This window comes from Methylobacterium sp. 190mf, assembly GCF_900107945.1.
Taxonomy (GTDB): Bacteria; Pseudomonadota; Alphaproteobacteria; order Rhizobiales; family Beijerinckiaceae; genus Methylobacterium.
On sequence record NZ_FNVI01000006.1, the window covers coordinates 201,151 to 223,072 of the forward strand.

Consider the following 21,922-nt stretch of genomic DNA (forward strand, 5'->3'; position numbering starts at 1 on the left):
GACCGCATCGTCGGACGCTTCGGGGCACGGATCGCCCGTCCGTTCATGCGGCGGCAATCCATCAAAAGAGATAATCCGCCCACGATACCCCCGGCGCTAGAATCCGGGGCGACGACTTTGGGGGACCCGCACGTGTTGAACGATGTTCTGACCCGGCCTGTGCCACAAGATGTCTCGCGCGACGAGCGCGCAACCGAGGCGCCCGCCCCGGCCGCCTGGACCGCCCCGGTGCTGTCCGGCAGCGGCGACGCGGTGGTGGACCTGCGCGAGGCGATCCGCGCCAAGCTCACCTTCATGCTCGGCCGCACGCCCGAGACCGCCCGCCCGCGCGACTGGTTCGCCGCGACGGCGCTGGCCCTGCGCGAGCGGATCGTGGCCGCCGCGCTGGCCTCCGAGCGGAGCGTGCCGAACAAGCGCGTCTACTACCTGTCGCTGGAATTCCTGATCGGCCGGCTGATGTCGGACGCGCTGAACAATCTCGGCCTCACAGAGACGACCCGCGGCGCGCTCCGGGAACTCGGGATCGATCTCGACGCCGTGCAGGACGCCGAGCCCGACGCGGCGCTGGGCAATGGCGGCCTCGGGCGGCTCGCCGCCTGCTTCATGGAGAGCATGGCCAGCATCGGCATCCCGGCCATGGGCTACGGCATCCGCTACGACCACGGCCTGTTCCGCCAGTCCTTCGAGGACGGCTGGCAGCGCGAGGCGCCGGAGACCTGGCTGGCCGAGGGCAACCCCTGGGAATTCGCCCGGCCCGAGGCGACCTACGCGATCGGCTTCGGCGGCACCGTCACGCTGTCCTCGCCGGAGGAGGGCGTGATCCGGCGCCACTGGCAGCCGGCCGAGACCGTGCGGGCGGTGGCCCACGACGTGCCGGTGGTCGGCTGGCGCGGCCGCCACGTCAACGGCCTGCGCCTCTGGAAGGCCGAGGCCGGCGAGCCCGTCGACCTCGCCCGCTTCAACGGCGGCGACCACGTCGGCGCGGTCGCGGCGCGGATGCGCGCCGAGGCGATCTCGCGGGTGCTCTACCCGAGCGATTCCTCGGCCGAGGGCCAGGAGCTGCGCCTGCGCCAGGAATACTTCTTCACCGCGGCCTCGATCCAGGATCTCGTGGCCCGCCACGTGGCCGAGCGCGGCGACGTCCGGTCCCTGCCGGACCACGCGGCGATCCAGCTCAACGACACGCACCCGGCCATCGCGGTGCCGGAGCTGATGCGCGTCCTGCTCGACGTCTACGGCCTCTCCTGGGAGGATGCGTGGCACGTCACCACGCACACGCTGCACTACACGAACCACACCCTCCTGCCCGAGGCCCTGGAGACCTGGCCGGTGGAGCTGATGGAGCGGCTGCTGCCGCGCCACATGCAGATCATCTACCTGATCAACTGGATGCACCTGGAGGAGCAGGCCAAGCACGGCCGGCAGGAATCGGCGGATGCCGCGGCCTACCTCGCGTCGATCTCGCTGATCGACGAGTCGCACGGGCGGCGGGTCCGGATGGGGCACCTCGCCTTCCACGGCGCGCGCCGGGTCAACGGCGTCTCGGCCCTGCACACCGACCTGATGCGCTCGACGGTCTTCTCCGACCTGCACGCGCTGGATCCGGACAAGATCGTCAACAAGACCAACGGCATCACCTTCCGCCGCTGGTTCCACAACGCCAATCCCGGTCTCACCCGGCTCGCCGTGGAGACGGTGGGCGCGGGCGTGCTCGACAATCCCGAGCTGCTCCGGGGCCTGGAGGCCCACGCCGAGGATCCGGCCTTCGTGGCGCGCTACGCGGCCGTGCGCCGGGAGCGCAAGGAGGCCCTGGCGGCGATCATCGCCGAGCGCACCGGCATCGACGTCGATCCGGCCGCGCTGTTCGACATCCAGGTCAAGCGCATCCACGAGTACAAGCGCCAGCTCCTCAACGTGGTCGAGACCGTGGCGCTCTACCAGGCGATCAAGGCCGAGCCGCACCGGGACTGGACGCCCCGGGTGAAGATCTTCGCCGGCAAGGCGGCGCCGAGCTACGTCCAGGCCAAGCTGATCATCAAGCTCGCCTGCGACGTCGCCAAGGCGGTGAACGACGATCCCGAGGTCGCGGATCGGCTGAAGGTGGTGTTCCTGCCGAACTACTCGGTGAGCCTCGCCGAATCGATCATCCCGGCCGCCGACCTGTCCGAGCAGATCTCCACCGCCGGCATGGAGGCCTCGGGCACCGGCAACATGAAGTTCGCCCTCAACGGCGCGCTCACGGTGGGGACCCTCGACGGCGCCAACATCGAGATCCGCGACCATGTCGGGGCGGACAACATCTTCATCTTCGGCCTGGAGGCCGACGGCGTCCGCGCCCGGCAGGCCGAGCCGGACTACGCGGCCCGGGCGATCCAGGCCTCGCCGCGGCTGGCCGCCGCCCTCGACATGATCGCCTCAGGGCGGTTCTCGCCGGAGGAGCCGGGCCGGTTCCGGCCGCTCACCGACGACCTGCGCCGGCGCGACCAGTACCTGCTCACCGCCGATTTCGACGATTACTGGCGGGTGCAGCGGTCGATCGACGCCGCGTGGCGCGATCCCCGCGGCTGGTGGGCGAAGGCGATCCGCAACACCGCCCGCATGGCGTGGTTCTCCTCCGATCGCGCCATGCGCGAGTACGCCGAGGAGATCTGGCGGGTCCGCCTGGGCTGAGTCGCCACCGGCCCGCTCCCGCGCGGGAGCGGGCCTGCGCCGCCCTCAGGCCGCGCGCACGTCGGCCAGGAACCGCCCGACCTCCGCCGAGAGCCCCTCGGACTGACGGGACAAGGCGGTGGCGGCCGTGAGCACGTGGTCGGCCGCGACCCCCGTCCGCTCGGAGGCCTCGGCCACCCCGGCGATGGTGCCGGTCACCTCCGCGGCGCCCCGCGTTGCCTGAGCGACGGTGCGCACGATCTCCCGGGTCGCGGCGCCCTGCTCCTCCACGGCCGCGGCGATCGCGATCGCCACCCCGTTGATCTCGCGGATCCGGTCGATGATCGTGCCGATGGCGCCGACCGCGGATCCGGTCACGCCCTGGATCCGGCCGATCTGCGCGGCGATCCCGTCGGTCGCCCGCGCGGTCTTCTCGGCCAGGGCCTTCACCTCGCCCGCCACGACCGCGAAGCCGCGGCCGGCCTCGCCGGCCCGCGCCGCCTCGATGGTGGCGTTGAGGGCCAGCAGGTTGGTCTGCTCGGCGATGGACGCGATCAGCCGCACCACGTCGCCGATCTCGGAGGCCGCCTGCCGCAACTCGGCCACGAGCCCGGCGGTCTGGTCGGCCTCGCCGACCGCCTGCTGGGCGAGTTCGGACGAGCCGCCCGCCTGACGGCCGATCGCCCGGATGGCGCTGCCGAGCCGCTCGGTCGCGGCCGCCACCGCGCCGATGTTGACCGCCGCAGCCTCGGCCGCCAGCGCCACCGCGCCGGACTGGCTGGCCGTCTCCTGGGCGGTCGCGGTCATCTGGTGGGCGGTGCCTTCGAGTTCGCCCGCGGCGGTCGAGACCCGGTCCACGATCCTGGCCACCGCCGCCTCGAAGGTCCGGGCGAGGCCCATCGTGGCGTCCTTGCGGGCCGCGGCCGCGGCGGCGTCCGCGCGCCGCCGGCCCTCGGCTTCCGCCTCGGCGTTGCGGATGATCAAGCTCCGGATCGCCTCGACCGCCCGGCCGACCGCTCCGATCTCGTCGCCGCGCCGCGCCTCCGGGATCGTGGCCGCGCCGTCGCCCTGCGCCACGCGCCGCAGCGCGGCGACGAGGCGGTGGAGCGGCCGCGTGACACCGACCACGACGATAGCCGCGGAGAGTCCCAGGGCGACGAGCAGGCCCGCCACCGTGGCGCCGATCAGGACCGTCCGGGCCTGCTCGGCCCCCTGCTGCGTGGCGATCTTCGCCTCGCCGAGGCGGGCCGCCGCCGCCGCCTCGTACGCCTGGGCCGCGCGGTCGAACTGCGCCCGGACCTCCCGGCTGGCGACCACGCCGACCTGGATCGCCGCCGGCCGGTCATTCCGGAGCGCGAGGTAGTTGGAGCGGTCGAGCAGGTCGAAATAGTCCCGGGCGACGGTGCCGATCTGGCGCTGCAGCGCCGCGATCTCAGCGCGCCGCGAGCCCTGTTCCAGCGTCTCGATGCCGTCGGCCACGGCCTTGACGGAGGCGTCGTAGCGCTTGCGGAAGAGGGGGATGTCGCCTTTCGGCTCGCCGATGATGAGATTGCGGTTCATGAGCGCCGCATCGACGAATTTTTCGCGGACACGTGAGAAGATCTCGAGCCTCGCGAAATAGTAATCCACCAAAAATCTATTTCTCTCCTCGATCGCTCTGAGTTCTCTGAGCGAGTACGCGGCAGAGGCGGCGCACACGATCACCATGAACAAGAGCGGCGCGGACATTTTTACATGCAGGTTCGCATCGCGCAGGATCCGCATTCCGTTCGATCTCCGCCGGCGTCACCGGCACAGCTTATCACACGCCGCGAAGAGGAATCCACGATCGATCACATCACTCTTCGCGCGCACGAGGACACGAACCGATACAGAGACTGAATTGATAAGTATAGAGATCGAGAAATTGAATGCCATAAAGGTGCGTTATTCAAACGCTCGTGCCTGCATGACTATGCCCGAACGGGGCCGGGGTCAGGCGCCTCGGACGAGCCCGAGCCGCAATCCGACGCGGCACAGGCCGCGCCGCAGCCGGTGAAGCTGGCGCGCGGCGCGCGGGGCGAGGCCGAGTCTGCGCCGGCAGACGACGTGCGACACGCGCCCGATCCGCGGGCCCGGATCCGGCGCGCCCTTGCGCAGGGCGATGTCCGGGCGCTCCGCCGACTGCGCGATCGTCAGCGCGCGCGCCGCCGGGAGAGTCACGCTGCGGAACATCGCGCGCGTGTAGTAGGAGAACGCGTCGTAGGCGACGAGGGTCCGCGCCCGCCCGGTCGCCGGGTCCTCGACCGTCAGCGTGCCCGCCCGCGGCCCGTAGGTCACGAGGAGCCCGATCACGTCGCGGGGGCGCCCCAGGGGAACGGCGACGCGCGTGCCCTCCGGGATCTCCAGGAAGTCCAGCGGGATGCCGTTGCGGCGCAGGGCGAACCCGCAGGTCAGGCCGGGGAGGGCGCGCAGCGGCAGGGCCTCGAACCGGCCCGGCAGGGTCCGGAACCGGTCGATATAGGCCCGGCCCGGCGGCGGCGCGCGCAAGAAGCTGTAGACCAGGGTGCCGTAGAGGTCGGCGCCCGCCGGCGTGACGTGGGTCGCGTCCTTCAGCAGGTAGGTGATGTCGCCCGCGCCCGCGGCCGCCACCGGGGCGGCGATGTCGAGATAGGGGATCCCGTAGAGGGCGCGGTACTCCGCCAGCAGGCCGGCGACGGGCTCGGCCGCGTAGTCGACGCCGCCCTGGTGGAGGTTGAGGAAGGCGACAGGCAGGTCCCGCCGGGCGGTCGCCGCGAGGATGTCGTCGAGATAGGCCCGCATCGTCGCGCCGTCGAAGTAGCGGACGTTGCCGGTGAACAGCTCGAGGAGGACGCGGTCGCAGGGGAGCGCGTCGAGGATCTCGTCGATCAGGGCGGCGATGGAGGGCAGGGAATGGCCGCCCCAGCCGCTGCGGAGGAAGGTGACCGGGCGCCCCTCGGCCTCGGCCAGGGCGTTGGCCCGCTCGACGTAGCCCGGCAGCTCCGTGACGCTGTAGCCGAGGCAGAGGACGCGGATCATCGGGGCTCGGATCGGACTCAGGATCGGCCCCGTGCGGCCGCTCCGGCGCCGGTAGCAGCCGGGCGCCGCCGCGTCGAGGCGACGCCGGTCAGTCGATCACGATCGGGTAGCAGCGGGCGCCCACCGCGGCGGCGAGCACCTGCACGGCGCCGACCGTCGAGTGGTCGCCCGCCACGTGGACCACGTCGGTGGCGCGCAGGCTCGGCAGGTGGGCGCTGAGCGGGCCGGAGCGCACGTCCGGCGGCCGCTGGCGGCCGCGATCGGCGCAGAGCACGATCCGGCCGACGCCGGTGCGGCGCAGCCAGTCCAGGCTCTCGCGCATGTAGAGGTCCAGGGCGTCGCGGGCGCCGACGGCCAGGGCCATCTCGCGGGCGGGCTCGACGTAGCGGGCCGCCCGGGCGATCGCCCAGATCGCGCCGAAGCCGGCGCCGGCCGCCACCAGCACGAGCCGGCCGCCCCCGGGGCGGTACTGCCCCCGGCCGACGGGGCCCTTGAGACGCACCGGCTGGTCGAGGCGGAGCCCGTCGAGGGGATCGCCCTCGGGGTCGCGGGCGACGTGGAACACCACGTCGTTGATCTCGGTCGTGCCGTCGAGCCGCAGGGTCGGGGACAGCGTCCGCGTCGGCAGACCCGCGAAGGTCACCAGTGCCTGGTGGCCGGGCTCGCCGGTCGGGCGCCGGGTCAGGGTCGCGACGATCTCGAGGATGCCGGGACTGAGCCGGCGGATCTCCGTGACCGTGCCCTTGCGGACGGCGACCGGCGGCGGCGGCGCCTCCTCCTGGCCCTGGATCGGGGCGCCGGGCAGGGCCGGGCGCAGGGCCTCGGCCCGGGCCCGCCGGGCCGGGTGCCGGCGGCCGGACGGCGCCGCGCTGCCCTGAGCGATCCCCTGAGCGATCCCCTGGCCGGCGAGCAGGTTGCCGGACTGCGCCTGCAGCGGCGCGATCATGCCCTCGGCCAGCGCCGCCTCCAGCGGCGTGTCGCCGGTCGAGACGCGGACCGACCGACCGTTGACGACGAGCGAGCAGCGCGCCCCCATGGCTCTCCCCCGCATGCCCTGGTGACGGATCAGCGGGCGCGGATCAGGAGCGAGTCGACCAGGGCCGCCCAGCGCTCGCGGGTCGCGCGGACATCGTCGGTCGGGGCCGATTCGGTCAGGAGCTGGCGCTGCGCCCGCAGCGACTCGACCTCCTGCCGCTGGGCCCGGAGTACCGCCTTCATCACCTGCAGCTCGGTCTCGAGGCGGGCGATCGCGTCGGCCTCGTCCCGCGCCTCCGCGTCGTCCGCGGCCTCGTCGGCGTAGGCGTAGGCGTCGGCGAACGCGTCGACGCGGCGCGGGTCGCGGAGGGGCAACCGGGTCCGGACCTGCTGCTCCAGCCGGACCGGCCGGGCCATCAGGCGACGCACGAGGTCCGAGCCGCCTGCCTGCTGGTAACGCCGTGCCGCCTCGGCCATCCGACCCATCCCCTGCGCGGGCGCTGAAGGGCCCGTCTATCAACAGGAGCTTGATCGGACATGGTTAAGGCGAACTTAAACCGATCCGCGACTTTCGCCGGATCGGAGCCCTGCGGCGGCCCTCAGGCCATCCGCACGCGCGCTCGCGCGCCGCTCATGCGGCGTCCGCGGCCGCCGCCTTCATCACTTGGGCGACCAGCGCGTAGGTCTGGGTCCAGGCCTCCCGGACCTCCGGGGTGAAGTCCGCGCCGAGGCCCTGCTCGAGGGTCCACAGCAGGGCCGCCCCCACAGGCGCGTAGTGGGCGTCCTGCGTGCCGTAGGCCACGTGCTTGCGCCCGAGATCCTGGAGCGCGGGCACCACGGTCTCCGGATGGTTCAGGTTGGCCACCGCCAGCCCGAGCATGGCCATCAGCTTCTGCTTCTGCTCCGTCATGTCCGCGGGGAAGAGGGGGCGCACCTGCGGGGCGACCGCGAACAGGCGGCCGTAGAACAGGTCGGCCGCCGTCCCGGCGATCGGCCGCACCTTCGCGAAGCTGTCCTGCACGAGCCTGATCTGGTCCGGAGTCATCGCGTCACCTGCCGCCGCGTGGATCGTTGGTTGGCAGGATACCGGACTGGCCCGTCGGGACCGAATCTCAGGCCGCTTCCGGGGCGGCCCCGACGATCTGGCGGGCCTGCAGCATGGTCATCGGCTCGCCGAAGGCCGGGCCGAGGGCGTACTCGCAGCCGAGACCGGCGAGCGCCTGGGCGTCGGCCTCGGACTCGCAGCCCTCCGCCACGATGGCGAGGTTCAGCTCGCTCGCCATGCGCACGATGGAGCGTAGGATCGCGGTCTGCCCGGTGCCGATCTGGCGCACGAAGGTCGCGTCGACCTTGATCGTGTCGAACGGGAAGCGCTGGAGATAGGAGAGGGCCGAGTAGCCGGTGCCGAAATCCGACAGGCACAGGCCGGCGCCGAGGTCGTGGATCCGCGCCAGCATCTGGGCGGCGTATTCCGGGTTCTCCATCACGAGGCTCTCGCTGAATTCCAGCTTGAGCGAGCCGGGCAGGGCCCCGGAGCGGGCCAGCACGGTCTTCACGTCGTGCAGGAGGTCGTGGCGCAGGAGCTGGCGCGAGGACAGGTTGCAGGCCGCGAAGATCGGCGGCTCGACCTCCAGGGAGCGCTGCCACGCCGCGAGTTCGAGAGCCGTGCGCTCCAGGGCGAAGATGCCGAGATTGACCACGAAGCCGCTCTCCTCGGCGAGCGGCAGGAAGGTCGAGGCGGGGATGCGCCCGAGCTTCGGGTGGTCCCAGCGCAGCACGGTCTCGAACCCCGCCACGGTGCGGTCCTCGAGCCGCACCACCGGCAGGAACAGCACCCGCAGCTCGTTGCGCTCGATCGCCTTGCGCAGGTCGCTCTCCAGCATCAGCCGGTCCGAGCGGTCGGTGCGCATGTGGGCGCGGAACACCTCGATCCGGTCGCCGCCGTTGCGCTTGGCCTGGATCATGGCGATCTCGGCGCTCTTGAACACCTCGTCGCGCTTCAGGTTGGCGCCGGCCTCGTAGAGGGCGAGGCCGATCGAGACGGTCAGGAAGATCTCGCGGTCCGCGTAGGTGATCGGCGTGGCGATCGCCCGGCGGATCATCTCGGCGAAGGCCAGGATCCGGTCGGGGTCGCGCTCGGAGAGGAGGATCACCGCGAACTCGTCGCCGGCGACCCGGGCCAGCGTGTCCTGCGGGCGCAGCAGGCGGCCGAGGCGGCGCGACAGGGTCAGCAGGATCGAGTCGCCCGCCGACAGGCCGATCGCGTCGTTGATGCCCTTGAACCGGTCGACGTCGAGGACGATCACGGTGGGCTTGAGGCGCTGGTCCTGGCCGGCGAAGGCCAAAGCCGCGTCGAGGCGGTCGCCGAACAATTCGCGGTTCGGCAGGCCGGTGAGGCTGTCGTGCACGGCGTCGTGGAGCAGGCGCTCCTCGGCGGTCTTGATCTCGGTGACGTCCGCGATGGTGCCGACCACCCGGATCACCTCGCCGTCGGCGCCGATCACCGGCCGCGCCTTCAGCCGGTACCAGAAGAACGTGCCGGCCTCCGAGCGCAGGCGGAAATCGTGGACGATGCGCCCGCGCCGCTCCTCGATCACCGTGTCGAGGGCCGCCGAGTAGCGCTCCACGTCGAAGGGGTGGAGCGCGCCCAGCCAGTTGGTGGCCGGCCCCTCCAGGGTGCCGCGGGCGAGGCCGAGCTGGCCCTCGATCTCCGGGCCGACGAAGACCCGGTCGGCGGGCACGTCCCAGTCGAACACCACGTCGCCGGCGCCGGTCAGCGCCAGCGCCCGCCGCTCCGTGTCGGAGACCAGGGTGTGGCTGAGGCCGCCGCCCGCGAAGGCGTGCTGGAGCACCGTGAAGCCGATCAGCATCACGATCAGCACGAGGCCGCCGATCAGGGCCGGCTGCACGAGGTCGCTGCCGATCTGGCCGGTGACCGCGAAGCCCGCCGCCGTCACCCAGACGACGAGCAGGAGCCAGGTCGGCACCAGCAGGATCGCCCGGTCGTAGCCGTTATGGGCGGCGAGGTAGACGATCAGCAGCAGGCCGATCCCGGCCACCGCGGCGATCGAGATCCGCGCCACGCCCGCCGCCACCGGCGGGTCGAACACCGCGAGCCCGACGAGGCCCGCCAGGAAGGCGAGCCAGAAGAACGCCACGTGGCTGTAGCGCACGTGCCAGCGGGCGAGGTTGAGATAGGCGAACAGGAAGACCAGCAGCGTCGCCCCGAGCACCGCCTCCGCGGAGGCCCGGTAGACCCGCTCGGCGAGCTCGGTGACCGGGAACACCCGCTGCAGGAAGCCGAAATCGATGCAGGCATAGGCCAGCACCGACCACGCGAGCGCGGCGGCGGCCGGGAAGATGATCGCGCCCTTGACCACGAACACGATGGTCAGGAACAGGGCCAGCAGGCCGCTGATCCCGATGATGATGCCCTTGTAGAGGGTCAGGCCGGCGGTCTTGCGGCGGTAGGCGTCCTGGTCCCAGAGGCGCAGCTGGGGGACGTTGGAGCCGCGCAGCTCGGCCACGTAAGTGACGGTGGCGCCGGGATCGAGCGTGATGGTGAACTGGTCGGCCTCCGGGTTCTCGTCCCGCTCGGGCCGGATGCCCTGGCTCGCCGTGATGGCGGCGATGCGCGAGCCGCCGAGATCGGGCCAGATCACCCCGGAATCGACCAGCCGGAAATGCGGGGCGACCAGGATGCGGTCGATCTGCTCGTCGGTGTCGTTGGTGAGCGCGAACACGATCCAGTCGGGCCGGGCGCCGGCGTCGCGCGCCTTCACGACGATGCGCCGGACGATGCCGTCCTTGCCGGGCGCCGTGGAGATCTGGATCAGGTCGCCGTCGGAGCGGTAGCGCTCGATCGCGGTGGTCAGGTCGATCACCGGCGCGTCGAGGGTGACGCGGACCGCCTCCACGGCCTGTGCGGGCGCGCTCGCGGCGAGCGTGAGCGCGAGGGCACCGACGAGACCGCCGACCAGGGTCAGGAGGAGGGCGAGGATGCGCAAGGGTGTCTTGACTTCCGGCCGTGCGAGCTTCGGCATCGGCCGCCCGGGCGGCCTCGATCGATAGGCGCGGACCTGACCTGGGGCAAGGTCGCCCCGGGGCCGGTCCACCGCCCGCGGATCGCGCCCCTTTGCGGCCAAATCAAGTTGGGCGGGGCGGGGGCCGGCCGTTGCGGGGGGCTCCGCTCGCAAAGACGGTGGCGCGGCGACCGACCGAAGCTGCCCTACGCTCCCCGGAGCGCGCCCGCGATCCTGTCGAGGGCGGGCAGCTTGCGGATCGGGCCGATCGCTGCCAGCGTCGGCGTGCCCTGCAGCATCGCGGCCGCCGCGGCGCGGACGTCCTCGACCGTGACGGCGTCGACCTTGTCGATCACCTCCCCGGCGGGAATCACCCGGCCCCAGGCCAGGATCTGGCGGGCGTTGCGCTCGATGCGCCCGCCCGGCGTCTCCAGGGCCGAGAGCAGTGAGACCTTCAGCTGCGCCTTGGCGCGGGCGATCTCGGTGGCGTCGAGGTCGCGGGCCGCCCGGGCGGTGGCCGCCAGGGTCACGTCGACGAGTTCGGGCAGGTCCGCCCCGGCGGTGCCGGCGCCGATTCCGAACAGGCCGCAATCGGAGAAGGGCCAGTGGAAGGCCTGGATCTCGTAGGCGAGGCCGCGGGTCTCGCGCACCTCCTGCCAGAGCCGCGAGGTCAGGCCGCCGCCCAGCACCTGCGCGAACATGTGGAGCGCGTAGTAGCGGTCGTCCCGGAAGGAGAGGCCCGGCAGGCCGATCACCACGTTGGCCTGCTCGAGCTTGCGCGGCATCCGCCGCTCGCCGCCGCCGTAGATTCCCGGCACCGAGGCGGGGGCGGTCTTGGCCGGCAGGGTCCCGAAATGGCGCTCGGCCGCCGCCACGATCGCCTCGTGGGTCACGGCCCCGGCGCCGGCCACGACGATGCGGTCCGGCGTGTATTCCCGGTCGAGATAGGCGCGGATCCCGGCCTCGTCGAAGCTCCGGATCGTCTCGGGCCGCCCGAGGATCGGCCGGCCGACCGGCTGGTCCGGGAAGGCCGCCTCCGTGAAGGCGTCGTAGACCACGTCGTCCGGCGTGTCTTCGACGGCGGCGTATTCCTGCAGGATGACGCCCTTCTCCCGGGCGAGCTCGCCCGCGTCGAACACCGAGTCGGTGAGGATGTCGCCGATCACGTCGAGGGCGAGGCCGGCATCCTCGCCGAGCACCCGGGCGGTGTAGCTGGTGCCCTCCGTGGAGGTGGCGGCGTTGATCTCGCCGCCGACATTCTCGATCTCTTCCGCGATCTTCTGCGCCGACCGGGTGCGGGTGCCCTTGAAGGCCATGTGCTCGATGAGGTGGGACAGGCCCGCCTCGTCGGCGCGCTCGTTGCGCGAGCCGGCGCCGACCCAGACGCCGAGGCTCGCGGTGGCGACCCCGGGCATCGGCTCGGTCACCACCGTGACGCCGTTCGGAAGCCGCGTGGTGCGCAGGGACGGCGAGGCGGCGTGGGTGGAGAAATGCTGGTTCATCGACGGCTCGTCGCGGAGGGGGCCGGATGCGGCGCGGGTCCCCGCTCCCGCACTGGAGAGGGGGCGCGTCGCGTGACGCGCGCCGGGCTCACGCACCCCTCGTGATGCGGGCGCGCTCGCGGATGAGCGCCTCCAGGGCGGCCTGGTCGTTGGCGACCCGGGTCAGGCGCTCGGGCCGGTCCATCAGGTCGGCGAGGTGCGGGGGCAGGGCGGGGCGCAGGCCGCCGGTCGCCCGGGCGACCGCGTCCGGGAACTTCGCGGGATGCGCGGTGGCGAGCGCCACCACGGGGGTCGCCGGGTCCCGCTCCAGGAGCCGCCGCCCGGCCCGGACGCCGATGGCGCTGTGGGGATCGAGCACCACGCCGGTGGCGGCCTGGGTCAGGGCGATCTCCGCCATGACGTCGGGCTCCGGCACCGCCACGGCGTCGAACTCCGCCCGCACCGTCGCCAGCACCTCGGGGCTCAGCGAGAACCCGCCGGACTGCTTCAGACCGGCCATCAGCCGCGACAGGGACGCGGCGTCGCGCCCCAGCGCCTCGAACAGCAGCCGCTCGAAGTTCGACGAGATCTGGATGTCCATGGAGGGCGAGGTGGTGGGGACCACGCCGCGCAGCTCGTAGGCGCCGTGCTCCAGGGTCCGCACCAGGATGTCGTTGGCGTTGGTGCCGATCATCAGCCGCTCGACCGGCAGGCCCATCTGCTTGGCGACCCAGCCGGCGAGCACGTCGCCGAAATTGCCGGTCGGCACCGCGAAGGAGACCGGGCGGTGGGGGGAGCCCAGCGCCACGGCGCTGGTGAAGTAGTAGACCGCCTGCGCCGCGACCCGGGCCCAGTTGATCGAGTTGACGCCGGACAGCCGCACCGCGTCGGCGAAATCGGCGTGCTGGAACAGGGCTTTGACGAGGTTCTGGCAATCGTCGAACGTGCCGTCGACGGCCAGCGCGTGGACGTTCTGCGCCGGCACCGAGGTCATCTGCCGCCGCTGCACCTCCGAGACCCGCCCGTGCGGGTAGAGGATGAACACGTCGACCCGGTCGAGGCCGCCGAAGGCCTCCACGGCGGCGGAGCCCGTGTCGCCCGAGGTCGCGCCCACGATGGTGGCGCGGGCGCCGCGCTCGGCCAGGACGTGGTCCATCAGCCGCCCGAGCAGCTGCATCGCCACGTCCTTGAAGGCGAGCGTCGGCCCGTGGAAGAGCTCCAGCAGGAACAGGTTGTCGTCGAGCTGGGTCAGCGGGCAGACCGCCGGGTGGCGGAACGTCGCGTAGGCCGCGTCGATCATCCGGTCGAGGTCCGGCCCGGCGACGTCGCCGTCGATCAGCGGGCGCAGCACCCTTTTGGCGGCCTCCGCGTAGGGCCGGCCCGCCAGGGCGGCGATCTCCGAACGGCCGATCTGCGGCCAGGTCTGCGGCACGTAGAGCCCACCGTCGCGGGCGAGGCCCGCCAGGAGCGCGTCCGAGAACGAGAGCGGCGCGGCCGCGCCGCGAGTCGAGACGTGGAGCACGGGGTCCTCCGAGGGAAGGCGCCCCCTCTACACGATGCCGGCGGACCTGTCGAAAGCCGAGCGCCGCCGCTCTGGCTGCCGGGCGCGCACGGGGCGGGGCCGGCGGTTTAACCGGGGCTGAACGGGCCGGTTCAGGGCCGGTTGCCCGGCCGCGTCCTAGAGCCGGACCGCCCCGCGGCCCCCGAGCCGCCGGGGCGGATCCCGTCTCGGAGAGAGCCGACATGACCCGAATCATCGCCCTCGCGGGCGTCGCGGCACTGCTGTCCGGCACCGTCGCCTTCGCGCAGGCCCCGCCGCCGCCGCCCGGCGGCCCGAGGCCCGGCCCCCAGGGCGGCGCGCCACCCCCGCCCCCCGGCGACCCGCGCCGCGGTCCCGGCCCGGACGGCCCCCCGCCGCCTCCGCCTCCGCCTCCGCCGTCGCGGGCCGCCCACATCGTGCTGGAGCGCGGCGACGCGCGGGTCGACGTGAAGTGCGCCGACGACGACACGACCAAGGCCTGCGCCGACGTCACCCTGCAGATGCTCGAGAAGCTCGGGACGTTCCGGCCCTGAGCTCGGCCTCCGCGCCCGCCGTGCCGGCGCCGGGCGCCCCTCGGGGGCGCGCTCTCCTGCGCGCTCTCCTGCGCGCGTCCTCAGGCGCGCGTGCCGGGCGCCTTGGTGAGGCGGCAGCCGGTGATGCGCCACTGCCCGTCCGCGTCGCGGGCGAGGCTGTACTCGGCCGTCCAGTCGACGCCGTACTCGTCCTGGATCGCCACAGACTGGACCACGCCCGCCGGGTCCGTGTCCCGCGCCTCGCCGAAGACGAAGCTGCGGTGGCGGTAGACCGGACGGTACTGGTTCCGGACCATGCCGATGAACAGGTCGGCATTCGGGAACAGGTCCCGGATCCCCGGCGCGGCCTGCTCATAGGCGGTCTGCGCGTCGTCGCGGCCGAGCGCCTGCTCCTGCTTGGCGATGACCGCCCGGGCCGCCGCGCGCCCCGCCTCGTCGGCTGCCACCGGCCCCGCGAGGCCGAGGACGAGGAGCAGGGCGGGCCACGCGCGCATCGCTGTCACTCCGGCAAGGTCCGGCAGGGTCGGACCGAGATCCGTCATCGTCACGGGAAGATGGTCTTCGCCACGCCCACGACAATGTTTGTGACCCTGCCGACAGTGATCGCCGCACCGTCACCGCACCGTGACCGATCATCGCGCCGCGCGGAAGCGCGGGCCGGCGGGAAGGCGCGGCCGGACGGGAAGCGCGCATGGGTTGGGCAGGCATCGCGCCCTGGTTGTGCAAGTCGCTGGAAAGATGGGCATTTTCGCGCCCGACGGGCGCCGCGGGTTTGACCCTCCGCCGCGGTTTTGCGAGCCTCCGGGCGCCGACTCGGTTCCGGGGGGAACCGACCGGGCGGAGCGCGGGACGACGATGCAGAGCCACGCGGACGACAGCGCCGATGCCCGTCCGGCACAGGCCATGAGCGTCGGGGTGTTCATCCCCATCGGCAACAACGGCTGGCTGTTGTCGGAGAATGCCCCGCAGTACCGCCCGAGCTTCGCGCTCAACAAGGCGATCACCCTGAAGGCGGAGGGCTACGGGCTCGACTTCGCCCTGTCGATGATCAAGCTCCGCGGCTTCGGCGGCAAGACCGAGTTCTGGGACCACAACCTCGAATCCTTCACCCTGATGGCGGGGCTCGCCGCCGTCACCACCCGGATCCGGCTGTTCGCCACCGCGGCGACCCTGTGCCTGCCGCCCGCCATCGTGGCCCGCATGGCCGCGACCATCGACTCGATCTCCGACGGGCGCTTCGGCCTGAACCTCGTCACCGGCTGGCAGAAGCCGGAATACGACCAGATGGGCCTGTGGCCGGGCGACGATTATTTTGCCAGGCGCTACGACTACCTGGCCGAGTACGCCCAGATCCTGCGCGACCTGTGGGAGACGGGCGCCAGCGACCGCAAGGGCACGTACTTCCAGATGAACGATTGCCGGCTGAGCCCCCGGCCGCAGGCGCCGGTGAAGATCATCTGCGCCGGTCAGAGCGGCGCCGGACTGGCCTTCACGGCCCAGTACGCCGACTACAATTTCTGTCTGGGCAAGGGGCTCAACACGCCGACCGCCTTCGCGCCCGTGGTGGAGACGCTCGCCGAGGCCAGCGCGCGGACCGGGCGGCGGGTGACCGCCTTCGCCCTGTTCATGATCATCGCCGACGAGACCGACGACGCCGCGATGGCGACCTGGGCGCACTACAGGGCGGGCGCGGATGCCGAGGCGATCGCGTGGCTCGGCGTCCAGGGCGCGGCCGACACCAAGTCCGGCAGCGACACCAACGTGCGCCAGCTCGCCGACCCGACCTCGGCGGTGAACCTCAACATGGGCACCCTGGTGGGCAGCTACGCCAGCGTGGCCGCGATGCTCGACGTTGTCATGACCATCGACGGCGTCGAGGGCGTGCTGCTCGTCTTCGACGATTTCCTCAAGGGCCTCGACGATTTCGGGACCCGGATCCAGCCCCTGATGCGGTCGCGCCGGCACGTGACGGCGGCGGCACTGCCCGAGGTCGCCTGATGGACCGCCCGATGGACCGACCGATGGATCGCCAGATGGATCGCCCCGCCGGTTACCGCGACGCCCAGGGCCGGCACGGCGGCGTCGTCCTGCCGGCCCGCCCGGAGCCGGTCGCCCTCGATCCCGCGACCACGGTCCTCATCGTGGTGGACGTCCAGAACGCCTACGCGAGCCCGGGCGGCTACCTCGACCGGGCCGGCTTCGACGTCTCGGGCACCGGCCCGGTGATCGCCCGGATCGCCCGGGCGGTGGCGGCGGCGCGATCCGCCGGCATCCCGGTCCTGTGGTTCCAGAACGGCTGGGACCCGGCCTATGTCGAGGCCGGCGGCCCGGGCTCGCCGAACTGGCACAAATCCAACGCCCTCAAGACGATGCGGCGGAATCCTGAAGCGAACGCGCAGCTGCTCGCCAAGGGATCCTGGGACTACGCGCTGGTGGACGCCCTGAGGCCGGAGCCCGGCGACATCGTGATGGGCAAGCCGCGCTACAGCGGCTTCTACAACACGCCCCTCGACAGCACCCTGCGGGCCCGGGGCGTGACCACGCTGGTCTTCACCGGCATCGCCACCAACGTCTGCGTCGAGTCGACGCTGCGGGACGGGTTCCACCGGGAGTATTTCGGGATCGTGCTGGCCGACGCCACGCACCAGGCCGGGCCGGAGAGCCTGCAGCGCGCGGCGCTCGCCAACATCGAGACCTTCTTCGGCTGGGTCTCGGACGTCGCCGCCTTCGAGGCCGCCCTCGGGGCGTCCTCACACGCCGGGATCGATACATCCGGCGGTACATCCGGCGGCGATCTGGCCGGATAAGTGCATCGCGCGCCCGGCCGGTGACCGGCAGGGTGCGCGAAGACCGCCGCGACGCGGCCTCCCGCGCGGCCTGCCCGGCCCGGCCGACAGGTCGCGCGCGGGAGGCGCAGGGGAATGCCCAAGCAGGTCGTGATACCGCCGGGGACCGGCAAGCCGCTGGCCCCCTACGTGCCGGGCACCCTGGCCGACGGGATCCTGTACGTCTCGGGCACGCTGCCGCTCGATGCGGAGGCCAACGTGGTCCATGCCGGCGACGCGGCGGCCCAGACCCGCCACGTGCTGGAGACCATCCGGGGCGTGGTCGAGGCCGCGGGCGGCACCATGGACGACGTCACCTTCAACCACGTCTTCCTGGCGGACTGGGCCGACTACGCGGCGATCAACGCCGTCTACGCCGAGTATTTCTCGGGCGAGAAGCCCGCGCGCTACTGCATCCAGTGCGGCCTCGTGAAGCCCGAGGCCCGCGTGGAGATCGCCGCGATCGCCCATATCGGCCGCTGATGAGCCCGCTCCCCCACGCGGTGGCCGGCCCGGCGGGCGGGCGGCCGGTGCTGCTCTCGCCGGGCCTCGGCGGCGCGGCGGGCTACTTCGCGCCGCAGATGGCGGCCCTGACCGCGCGGTTCCGGGTCGTCACCTACGACCACCGCGGCACCGGGCGCTCGCCCGGCCGGCTCGCGCCGGACCACGACGTCCCCGCCATGGCGCGGGACGCGCTCGGGGTGCTGGACGCGGCCGGGATCGACCGGGCCGACGTGGTCGGCCACGCGCTCGGCGGCCTGATCGCCCTCCAGATGGCGCTGGACGCCCCCGGGCGGGTCGGGCGCCTCGTCGTGATCAACGGCTGGGACGCGATGGACCCGGCCACGCGCCGCTGCTTCGCGGCCCGCCGGGCGATCCTGGCCGGGGGCGGGCCGGAGGCCTACGTGCGGGCCCAGGCGATCTTCCTGTACCCGGCCCCCTGGCTCTCCGCGGAGGCCGAGCGGGTCGAAGCCGACGCGGCGCAGGCCCTGGCGCATTTCCCCGGCGCCGAGACCGTGCTGACCCGCATCGCCGCCCTGGAGCGCTTCATCATCGCGGACCATCTCGGGGCGATCGGGCACGAGACCCTGGTCATGGCCGCCCGGGACGACGTGCTGGTGCCCTACACCCGGTCCGAGCGGCTGGCGGCGGCGCTGCCCAAGGCCCGGCTCGCCCTCGCCCCGGAGGGCGGCCACGCCCACAGCGTCACCCGGCCCGAGGCCTTCAACCGGGCGCTCCTGGAGTTCCTGGACCGGGACTGAGCGCCCGCTACGCCCGCAGCGCGATCATCGGCAGCACCACCGCGTCGAGGGCGGCGGCCAGCACCGGGAGCAGGGCCGGCCAGCGCAGGGCCGCCGCGGTGCCGATCCGCCCCCGGGCGAAGGCCAGGATCAGCATCGGCGCCAGCGGCAGCAGGTCCCGGGCCTGCATCCCCCCGAGGCCGCCCGCCGGGGCGAGGGCCTGCGGCAGCACCGCCAGCCAGAGGCCGAGCAGCGCGCAGCCCGAGAGCCACAGCCGCTCCGCGCGCGGGGGCAGGGGGCCGCGCCGCAGCGCGACGGGCGGCACCAGCAGCGCGGCGGCCCAGACCCCGGTGAGGAACCCGGGCAGCGGGACGGGCAGGGACACCAATCCGCCCCCCGCCGCGCCGGGGGGCGGAAGCCCGGGGCTCGCGGCCGGCAGCAGGGCCGGCAGGAAGGCCGGCAGGAGCGCCGGCAGCAGGGCGAGCGCGGCGAGCGGCAGCCGCTCCCGCCAGGCGCGGACGCGTCGCCCCGGGGGCGGGAACGGCACCAGCAGCATCCCCACGAGGGGCGCGCAGGCCGGCCGCGCCAGCACCACCAGGGCGATCGCCAGCGCCGCGCCGGCGCGGCGCGCCGATCCGTGCCGGCCCGTCATCGGCCGGGGGCTGAGCAGCGCGGCCGCGAGCGCCGCCAGCGCCAGGACGGGCCCGTCCGGTCCGGAGGCGGCCGCGAGCGAGGCCGGGAAGCACAGCAGCGCGAACAGCGCGGCCCGGCCCCGGGTCGCCAGGGCCAGGGCGGCGAGCCCCAGGCCCAGGAACGCCGCGATGCCGGCGAGCCGGCCGCAGACGGCGAGGGCGGACGGGGTCTCGCCGGGCAGGCCGATCCAGGCCAGCGCGAGGCAGGCCGGGAAGCCGAGGCCCAGGAAGGCAAGGGCCCAGAACCGGCCGCCCCCGGTGATCGGCAGGCTCACGGCCCCGTCCGGGTCGCGCGGGCGGCCGGCCCCTGCGCGGCGGGCGCGCGGACAGGGCGCGGCATCGCCGGCCCGCTCAAGCGGCGGGCCGCGCGCGCGCGGCCCGCAGGAGGTCCGGCACGAGCCCCGGCAGCGCCGCGGCCAGGAGGCCCGCCGCCCGCAGGACCTCCGCGGCCTCCCGGGGGGAGCGGCGGGCGAGGGCCAGGGCGAGACGCAGGGGCACCTGCGCGCCGAAGCTCGCCGCCGCCAGGCCGAGGGCCGTCGCGGCGCCGTGGTGCTTGCCGGCGTAGAGGATCTGGCTGCGCAGGAAGTAGAACAGCCGCCGCGCCCGCACCTGCCGGGTCGTGCCCTGGCCGACATGGCGGGCGACCGCCCCGGCCACGTGCCGCACCGCGAAGCCCGCCGCCCGGGCCCGTTCGCAGAGGTCGGCATCTTCCCAGTAGACGAAGAAGCGCGGGTCGAACCCGCCGAGGCTCCGGAACAGGTCGCGGCGGATCATCAGGAAGGCGCCCATCACCTGGTCGACGGCGCGGTCCTCCGCGTGGTCCCACTCCAGCAGGAAGTGCGGCCGCACGAGGCCGAGGCGGTCCAGCGCCAGGGCGCGGCCGAGGAGGCCCAGCGCCGAGGGCGCCCGGGCGCAGGAGCGCGCGGTCCGCCCGTCCGGGTCGACGAGCCGCGCGCCCACGATCCCGGTCCGCGGGTCGGCCGCCAGGGCGGCCAGGGCCACGCCGAGCGCGTCGGGCGCGACCTGCGTGTCAGGGTTCAGGAACAGGATCGCGGGGGCGTCGCCGGCGGCGGCGCCCTGGTCGCAGGCCCGGCCGAAGCCGAGATTCGCGGTGTTCTGGATCAGCCGGAGCGGGCGGGGCAGGGCGGGCAGGGTCTCGGTGGAGCCGTCCGTCGAGGCGTTGTCCACCACGGTGACCTGCACGGCCGCGGCGTCCCGCGCGGCCGCGAGGCTCGCGAGGCAGGCGCGCAGCAGGCCGCCGCCGTTCCAGTTGACGATCACGACGTCGAGGGCAGGGCGGTCGGTCACGGCATGTCCCGGGGCAGGTCCCGGGGCGGCCCGAGGCGCCCGAGGGCGCCGTCGCGCGCGGCCGCGAGGAGCCTGAGCAGCACGGCGGGCCGGAAGCCCGAATCCGCCCAGTACAGCCCGGCCTGGAGCGGCAGGTAGGCGGCCTGGGCGAGTTTCCAGCGCGGCGGCACGTGCGGCAGCCGCCACGCGTAGATCGCGTTGCGCAGGTAGGTCGCCATGCGGAACAGGGGCTGGCGCGGCATCGTGATCCCGAAGGCCCGGATCGTCCCGCCGCCCACGCGGTGCGGGATCGCGACGGCGTCGGCTCGGTAGCAGCCGTAGCCGAGGCTCCAGGCACGGAAGCACCATTCGAGCTCGACCCCGTCGATGAAGAAGTCGCCGCGGAACGGCCCGACCCGCGCGAAGGCGTCGAGGTCGACGAGCGAGCCCGAGGTCGCCAGGAACTGCACGGGAGCGAGGCCGTCGCGTGCCGGCGCGCCGGGACGGGGCGGGTAGGCCGGCGCCTTGTGGCCCGGTGCCGGCGCGGGCGCCGGGCCCACCACCGCCGCCGGGATCCCGGCCTCCCGCAGCCGGTCCCGCGCCGCCAGCAGCGCGACGGCGAGATCCGCGGGCGGCTCCGCGTCCTGGTCGAGGAGGAGGAGGGTCCCGCCCCCCGCGGCACGGGCGGCCGCCGCGATCCGGTTGAGCGCCTCGGCGATGCCGAGATTCGTGCCCGCCGACAGCAGGGTCACGCCGGCCCGGGCGAGCTGGTCGGCCGTCCCGGCCGGGAGGCCGCCATTGTCGAAGGCGATCACCGCGGCGTCGCCGGCCGAGGCCAGGGCCCGGACGCGCGCCACTTGGTCCGGCCGCGGCCGGAACAGGGTGATCCCGAGGACGAGGCTGCCGAGCCGCGGGTCGGGCACCGGCCGCGTCCCGGTGACGGGTCCGGTGATGGGTCCGGTGACGGGCGCGGGACGGCCCGTCACGCCCGCTCCACCGCGGCGGTCGCCGCCTCCAGGGCCGCCGTGATGGCGGCGGCCTGCTCGGCGCTGAGCGGGCCGCGGGCGAGCCGCATCTGCAGGGCGAGCTTCAGCCCCTCCTTGGCGCGCACGACCGAGGGCGGGGGACCGTCGCCCCGGGCGGCCTCGGCCTCCGCCATCCGGGCGAGGATCGCCTCGAGGGTCGAGCGGTTGCCGTCCAGGAAGGCCTGCCCCTCGGGCGTTATCGCGTGCAGCCGCTTGGTGCCCTCCCCGGGGGTCACCGTGACGTGGCCGAGTTCCTCCAGGAGGGTCAGCGTCGGGTAGACGGTCCCGGGGCTCGGGCTGTAGGCGCCGCCGACCCGCTCCTCGATCGCCTTGATGATCTCGTAGCCGTGGCGCGGCTTCTCGGCGATCAGGTGGAGGATGACGAGGCGCAGGTCGCCGTGGGCGAAGAAGCGCGCGAGGTCGCCGCGGCCGCCGCGGCCGAACATCCGGCGGTCGCCGGGACCGCGACCCGGGTGGCCGTGGGGCCCGTGCCGTCCGCGGGGGTCGGCGCCCATCGGCCCGCGATGGGCGCGGACGCGGAAGGCGTCGAAGGGATCGGCGTGCAGGCCGTCCGAGACATAGGGATGCATGGAGACGACTCGATTTCGATATG

General features: G+C 73.7%; 19 protein-coding genes. 6 read left to right on the plus strand and 13 right to left on the minus strand.

Going from position 1 to position 21,922, the window contains the following annotated elements; translation table 11 throughout:
* Window positions 1–159 precede the first annotated feature (159 nt).
* A complete protein-coding gene (locus C4T42_RS09390) occupies window positions 160–2,670 on the plus strand; it encodes a glycogen/starch/alpha-glucan phosphorylase (RefSeq protein ID WP_103985032.1) in 2,511 nt (836 codons plus the stop codon).
* Between the two features lie 45 nt (window positions 2,671–2,715).
* On the opposite strand, the gene C4T42_RS09395 is transcribed toward C4T42_RS09390, so the two are convergent.
* The 8 genes from C4T42_RS09395 to thrC all read right to left on the minus strand — a co-directional run bounded on the left by C4T42_RS09395 (window position 2,716) and on the right by thrC (window position 13,688).
* Window positions 2,716–4,413 carry a methyl-accepting chemotaxis protein gene (locus tag C4T42_RS09395; RefSeq protein ID WP_181049156.1) on the minus strand — a complete coding sequence of 566 codons (1,698 nt, stop codon included), beginning with the start codon at window positions 4,411–4,413 and terminating at the stop codon, window positions 2,716–2,718.
* A 210-nt stretch (window positions 4,414–4,623) separates the two neighbouring features.
* Complete coding sequence (locus tag C4T42_RS09400) at window positions 4,624–5,688, minus strand: hypothetical protein (RefSeq protein WP_103985034.1); 1,065 nt, start codon at window positions 5,686–5,688, stop codon at window positions 4,624–4,626.
* Between the two features lie 88 nt (window positions 5,689–5,776).
* The gene (locus C4T42_RS09405; protein WP_020093343.1) at window positions 5,777–6,724 is read right to left on the minus strand and encodes a hypothetical protein; all 948 of its coding nucleotides are present in this window, start codon (window positions 6,722–6,724) and stop codon (window positions 5,777–5,779) included.
* 29 nt (window positions 6,725–6,753) lie between these two features.
* Complete coding sequence (locus C4T42_RS09410; RefSeq protein ID WP_042675778.1) at window positions 6,754–7,140, minus strand: hypothetical protein; 387 nt, start codon at window positions 7,138–7,140, stop codon at window positions 6,754–6,756.
* Window positions 7,141–7,294: 154 nt separating this feature from the next.
* Entirely contained in the window at window positions 7,295–7,708 is a 414-nt protein-coding gene (locus C4T42_RS09415) for a globin family protein (RefSeq protein ID WP_091677354.1), read from the minus strand.
* A 67-nt stretch (window positions 7,709–7,775) separates the two neighbouring features.
* Window positions 7,776–10,706 (minus strand): EAL domain-containing protein, encoded by a 2,931-nt coding sequence (locus tag C4T42_RS09420; protein ID WP_020093345.1) that lies wholly within the window; start codon window positions 10,704–10,706, stop codon window positions 7,776–7,778.
* A 185-nt stretch (window positions 10,707–10,891) separates the two neighbouring features.
* Complete coding sequence (locus C4T42_RS09425; protein WP_103985035.1) at window positions 10,892–12,187, minus strand: pitrilysin family protein; 1,296 nt, start codon at window positions 12,185–12,187, stop codon at window positions 10,892–10,894.
* An 88-nt stretch (window positions 12,188–12,275) separates the two neighbouring features.
* Window positions 12,276–13,688, minus strand: coding sequence for a threonine synthase (gene thrC / locus C4T42_RS09430; RefSeq protein WP_103985036.1), 1,413 nt, complete (start codon window positions 13,686–13,688; stop codon window positions 12,276–12,278).
* 221 nt (window positions 13,689–13,909) lie between these two features.
* Between thrC and C4T42_RS09435 the strand changes: the two genes are divergently transcribed.
* Window positions 13,910–14,239 (plus strand): hypothetical protein, encoded by a 330-nt coding sequence (locus tag C4T42_RS09435; protein ID WP_103985037.1) that lies wholly within the window; start codon window positions 13,910–13,912, stop codon window positions 14,237–14,239.
* 80 nt (window positions 14,240–14,319) lie between these two features.
* On the opposite strand, the gene C4T42_RS09440 is transcribed toward C4T42_RS09435, so the two are convergent.
* Window positions 14,320–14,733: a DUF4864 domain-containing protein gene (locus C4T42_RS09440; RefSeq protein WP_103985038.1), complete on the minus strand. Its 414-nt coding sequence runs from the start codon at window positions 14,731–14,733 to the stop codon at window positions 14,320–14,322.
* A gap of 409 nt (window positions 14,734–15,142) precedes the next feature.
* Here C4T42_RS09440 and rutA point away from each other — a divergent pair, with 409 nt between their 5' ends.
* The 4 genes from rutA to rutD all read left to right on the plus strand — a co-directional run bounded on the left by rutA (window position 15,143) and on the right by rutD (window position 18,326).
* On the plus strand, window positions 15,143–16,237 hold the full coding sequence (gene rutA / locus C4T42_RS09445) for a pyrimidine utilization protein A (protein WP_103985070.1): 1,095 nt from the start codon (window positions 15,143–15,145) through the stop codon (window positions 16,235–16,237).
* Between the two features lie 23 nt (window positions 16,238–16,260).
* Complete coding sequence (gene rutB, locus C4T42_RS09450) at window positions 16,261–17,046, plus strand: pyrimidine utilization protein B (RefSeq protein WP_280177384.1); 786 nt, start codon at window positions 16,261–16,263, stop codon at window positions 17,044–17,046.
* Window positions 17,047–17,160: 114 nt separating this feature from the next.
* The gene (gene rutC / locus C4T42_RS09455; RefSeq protein ID WP_103985039.1) at window positions 17,161–17,547 is read left to right on the plus strand and encodes a pyrimidine utilization protein C; all 387 of its coding nucleotides are present in this window, start codon (window positions 17,161–17,163) and stop codon (window positions 17,545–17,547) included.
* Complete coding sequence (gene rutD / locus C4T42_RS09460; protein WP_181049159.1) at window positions 17,544–18,326, plus strand: pyrimidine utilization protein D; 783 nt, start codon at window positions 17,544–17,546, stop codon at window positions 18,324–18,326. Before rutC ends, rutD begins: the two co-directional genes overlap by 4 nt.
* A gap of 7 nt (window positions 18,327–18,333) precedes the next feature.
* On the opposite strand, the gene C4T42_RS09465 is transcribed toward rutD, so the two are convergent.
* The 4 genes from C4T42_RS09465 to C4T42_RS09480 all read right to left on the minus strand — a co-directional run bounded on the left by C4T42_RS09465 (window position 18,334) and on the right by C4T42_RS09480 (window position 21,899).
* The gene (locus C4T42_RS09465) at window positions 18,334–19,272 is read right to left on the minus strand and encodes a DUF2142 domain-containing protein (RefSeq protein WP_103985041.1); all 939 of its coding nucleotides are present in this window, start codon (window positions 19,270–19,272) and stop codon (window positions 18,334–18,336) included.
* A 76-nt stretch (window positions 19,273–19,348) separates the two neighbouring features.
* Complete coding sequence (locus tag C4T42_RS09470) at window positions 19,349–20,305, minus strand: glycosyltransferase family 2 protein (protein WP_020093355.1); 957 nt, start codon at window positions 20,303–20,305, stop codon at window positions 19,349–19,351.
* Window positions 20,302–21,270, minus strand: a complete 969-nt coding sequence (locus C4T42_RS09475; RefSeq protein WP_181049157.1) for a glycosyltransferase family 2 protein — start codon at window positions 21,268–21,270, stop codon at window positions 20,302–20,304. The genes C4T42_RS09470 and C4T42_RS09475 overlap by 4 nt, the downstream gene beginning before the upstream one ends.
* Entirely contained in the window at window positions 21,267–21,899 is a 633-nt protein-coding gene (locus C4T42_RS09480) for a PadR family transcriptional regulator (protein ID WP_103985042.1), read from the minus strand. The genes C4T42_RS09475 and C4T42_RS09480 overlap by 4 nt, the downstream gene beginning before the upstream one ends.
* Window positions 21,900–21,922: the final 23 nt, after the last annotated feature.